A 2861-nucleotide genomic window follows, 5' to 3' on the forward strand; every position below is an offset into this window, starting at 1 on the left:
CTTTTTCGGTTTGGCCTGTTTGGGCGGAAGGGCACAGACATAGGCTCGAGCCATGTCGACCCAGCTTTTCAGATCTTTTTCCGATTCAATGCCTTGTGGTTCGATCTTGATGAAACCCGGCATCGGCTTTCCGGCCGGTTCACACGGGGAAGCGTGGGGTCTTGAAAGAGCTTTTTCTTCCTGTTCGGCGCCGACACGCGCCATCAGGCCACGCTTGGAAGCGCACACCAGCATGTTGCCGTTGACCATGAAACAGGTCGACCCGAACATTCGTTTCTGTTCGACATTCGTTTCGGGAATCAGGGAGCGCGTGCGCTCGATCAATACGGTTTCCATCAGATCGGACATGGTCTGGCAATCTCCTTAAATGAACGGTTGCGTTTGCTAGGACGCATTTGCGTGCACAATTCCGACAGGGCCGCTGATAAAACCTGTGCGTTAAAGAAATGGATCTCATGTTTTTTACCTTCTGCAATTCCATGCTAGGAGGCGACAAATGAATTGAAAACCGGATTCGGAGAGACACTTGCCGAAAATCGTCATGTTTGCTGCGGTCGCGCGCAACGGGGTCATCGGGGCTGAAAATGATATGCCCTGGAAAATATCGTCTGACCTGAAGCGTTTCAAAAGGATGACGCTTGGCAAGCCGGTTGTCATGGGGCGCAAAACCTTCCTGTCTTTCGGAGGGCGCCCTTTGCCGGGCCGTCCGCACGTCATTATTTCGCGGGACCCAGATTATGCGCCTGAAGGGGCAGAAGCGGTCACGTCGTTGGCGGCTGCTTTCGAAAGGGCCAAGGTTCTTGCCAGTGATTTGGGTGTCGACGAAATCATCTGCATGGGGGGAGGCCAGATCTACACCCAGGCAATCGAGTTCGCTGATCGGCTGGAGATAACCGAAGTTGACGCCGAGCCGGACGGTGACACTCGTTTTCCCGAGATTGATCCTTCAAAATGGGAGGAGGTCGGACGCGAATCCGGTGAGCGGACGGAAAAAGACAGTGCGGATTTCACCTATGTGACCTATAGGCGAAAGCCTTGAGACCACCGAGCATACAAATTATGAAATTACCTGAAACACTGACCGCAAGATGGGCAACATTTGAGGAACTCGGCCCGAACGAGGTTCATGATCTTTTGAAGTTGCGCCAGGATGTTTTTGTGCTGGAACAGACTTCGCTTTACCCGGACATCGACGGCAAGGATCCGATTGCCTGGCATTTTCATATCTGGGACAAAGAGTCTGGAAAACTGTTTGGGGCGATACGTCTTTTTGTCACGCCGGAAAACAACGAGGCACGCATTGGCCGCGTCGTGATCGCGCAGGAGGGACGCGGCGCAGGACTGGGACACATTTTGATGCAGTCGGGAATTGACAAGGCGGAGGAACTCGTTCGCGGCTGTGCTATCCATGTCTCTGCGCAGGCGTATCTTGAAAAGTTCTATAATTCTATAGGGTTTGAGACGGTTTCTGAAGTCTATATTGAAGATGGAATTCCCCATATTGACATGATCCGGAGCGGTCGACAGGCAGATTAACCAAGCCCGCTGGACTTTCGTTGGGGGCGCCTTGACACGGCCGTAATTGAACCCCACCTGCGGCACGGGAAAAAATATAGGTTTTACAAGGGTTGTGCGCTGGGCTTTTCGTTGAAAGCGTCCGGTAACCTCCCTATAACCAACGGTGAGTCATTACGGGCACTGGATGTGATCCAATTGCCCTTGTTCGGTGAAAGCCGGATTTCACAGAAGGAAGTTTTGATGCCTTGGAGCAATCAGTCAGGTGGCGGTGGTCCCTGGAAGGGTGGCGGTAACAATGGCGGCCCTTGGGGCAGCGGTGGCGGTAACAACAACGGTCCGTGGGGCGGTGGCCCCAACCGCGGCGGTGGTGGCAATCCACCGGACCTTGAAGAACTGTTGAAACGGACCCAGGACCGCATGAAAACCGTGCTGCCCGGTGGTGGTGGGGGTGGTCTCGGCATTGCCGGTATTCTCATCATCATCTGTATTGGTGTCGTCGGTTGGCTCTTCACCGGCATCTACACGGTTGACGAAGGTGAACGCGGCGTCGAGCTTGTCCTTGGCAAGGTTGTCGGTCTGACGTCTCCTGGCTTCAATTACAATCTGCCTTACCCGATCGGTGAAGTTTACAAGCCAAAGGTCGAGCTGCAGCGTGAAACGACCGTTGGTGTGGAGGAAAGCTATTCCACCTCGGGCGCCGTTCGCGCACGCGATATCCCTGAGGAAAGCCTGATGCTGACTGGTGACGAGAATATCGTCGACGTCGGTTTCAAGGTGCTTTGGCGCATCAAGAACACCACAGACGGTATTACGGAATACCTGTTCAACATTCAGGATCCGGACGCAACCGTGAAGGCTGTTGCGGAAAGCGCCATGCGTGAAGTTGTCGGGAGTTCGAACATCGATTCAATCCTGACCGAAAATCGTGTGTCCATCCAGAATGACGTTTCAACCTTGATGCAACAGACGCTGGACACCTACCAGGCTGGTGTCGAAATCGCAGAAGTGCAGATGCAACGGGTGGATCCGCCGGCTCAGGTTATTGATGCCTTCCGGGATGTCCAGGCAGCGCGCGCCGATCAGGAGCGTATCCAGAACGAAGCGCAGTCCTATGCCAACCGGATCGTTCCCGAAGCCCGTGGTGAAGCGGCTCGCGTTCTGGAGGCGGCAAACGCCTACCGGGATCAGACCGTTGCTGAAGCAACCGGTCAGTCCCAGCGTTTCACCAAGATCTACGAACAATACAAAAACGCACCGGATGTCACCCGGGAGCGTCTGTATCTCGAGACGTTGGAAAAAGTTTTGGGTGCCAATAACAAAATCATCATCGACAGCGAGTCATC

General features: G+C 54.1%; 4 protein-coding genes. 3 read left to right on the top strand and 1 reads right to left on the bottom strand.

Annotation, left to right across the window (positions count from 1 at the left end; translation table 11 throughout):
- On the bottom strand, positions 1 to 348 hold a 348-nt coding region (locus K5905_RS30980; RefSeq protein WP_297591565.1), incomplete at its 3' end, for a TfoX/Sxy family protein.
- Between the two features lie 178 nt (positions 349 to 526).
- Between K5905_RS30980 and K5905_RS30985 the strand changes: the two genes are divergently transcribed.
- The 3 genes from K5905_RS30985 to hflK form a co-directional block, all read left to right on the top strand.
- Positions 527 to 1039 (top strand): dihydrofolate reductase, encoded by a 513-nt coding sequence (locus tag K5905_RS30985; RefSeq protein ID WP_367187045.1) that lies wholly within the window; start codon positions 527 to 529, stop codon positions 1037 to 1039.
- Between the two features lie 20 nt (positions 1040 to 1059).
- On the top strand, positions 1060 to 1536 hold the full coding sequence (locus K5905_RS30990) for a GNAT family N-acetyltransferase (RefSeq protein WP_297591566.1): 477 nt from the start codon (positions 1060 to 1062) through the stop codon (positions 1534 to 1536).
- Positions 1537 to 1758: 222 nt separating this feature from the next.
- Positions 1759 to 2861, top strand: a 1103-nt coding sequence (hflK, locus tag K5905_RS30995) for an FtsH protease activity modulator HflK (RefSeq protein WP_297591567.1), incomplete at its 3' end; no start/stop codon positions are given.

Origin of the sequence: Roseibium sp., assembly GCF_025698965.1 — a bacterium.
Classification (GTDB): Bacteria; Pseudomonadota; Alphaproteobacteria; order Rhizobiales; family Stappiaceae; genus Roseibium.

What these genes read in the sequence shown, in the direction of transcription:
- K5905_RS30990 (WP_297591566.1), top strand. Translation starts at nt 1,060, where the DNA reads ATGAAATTACCTGAAACACTGACCGCAAGATGGGCAACATTTGAGGAA.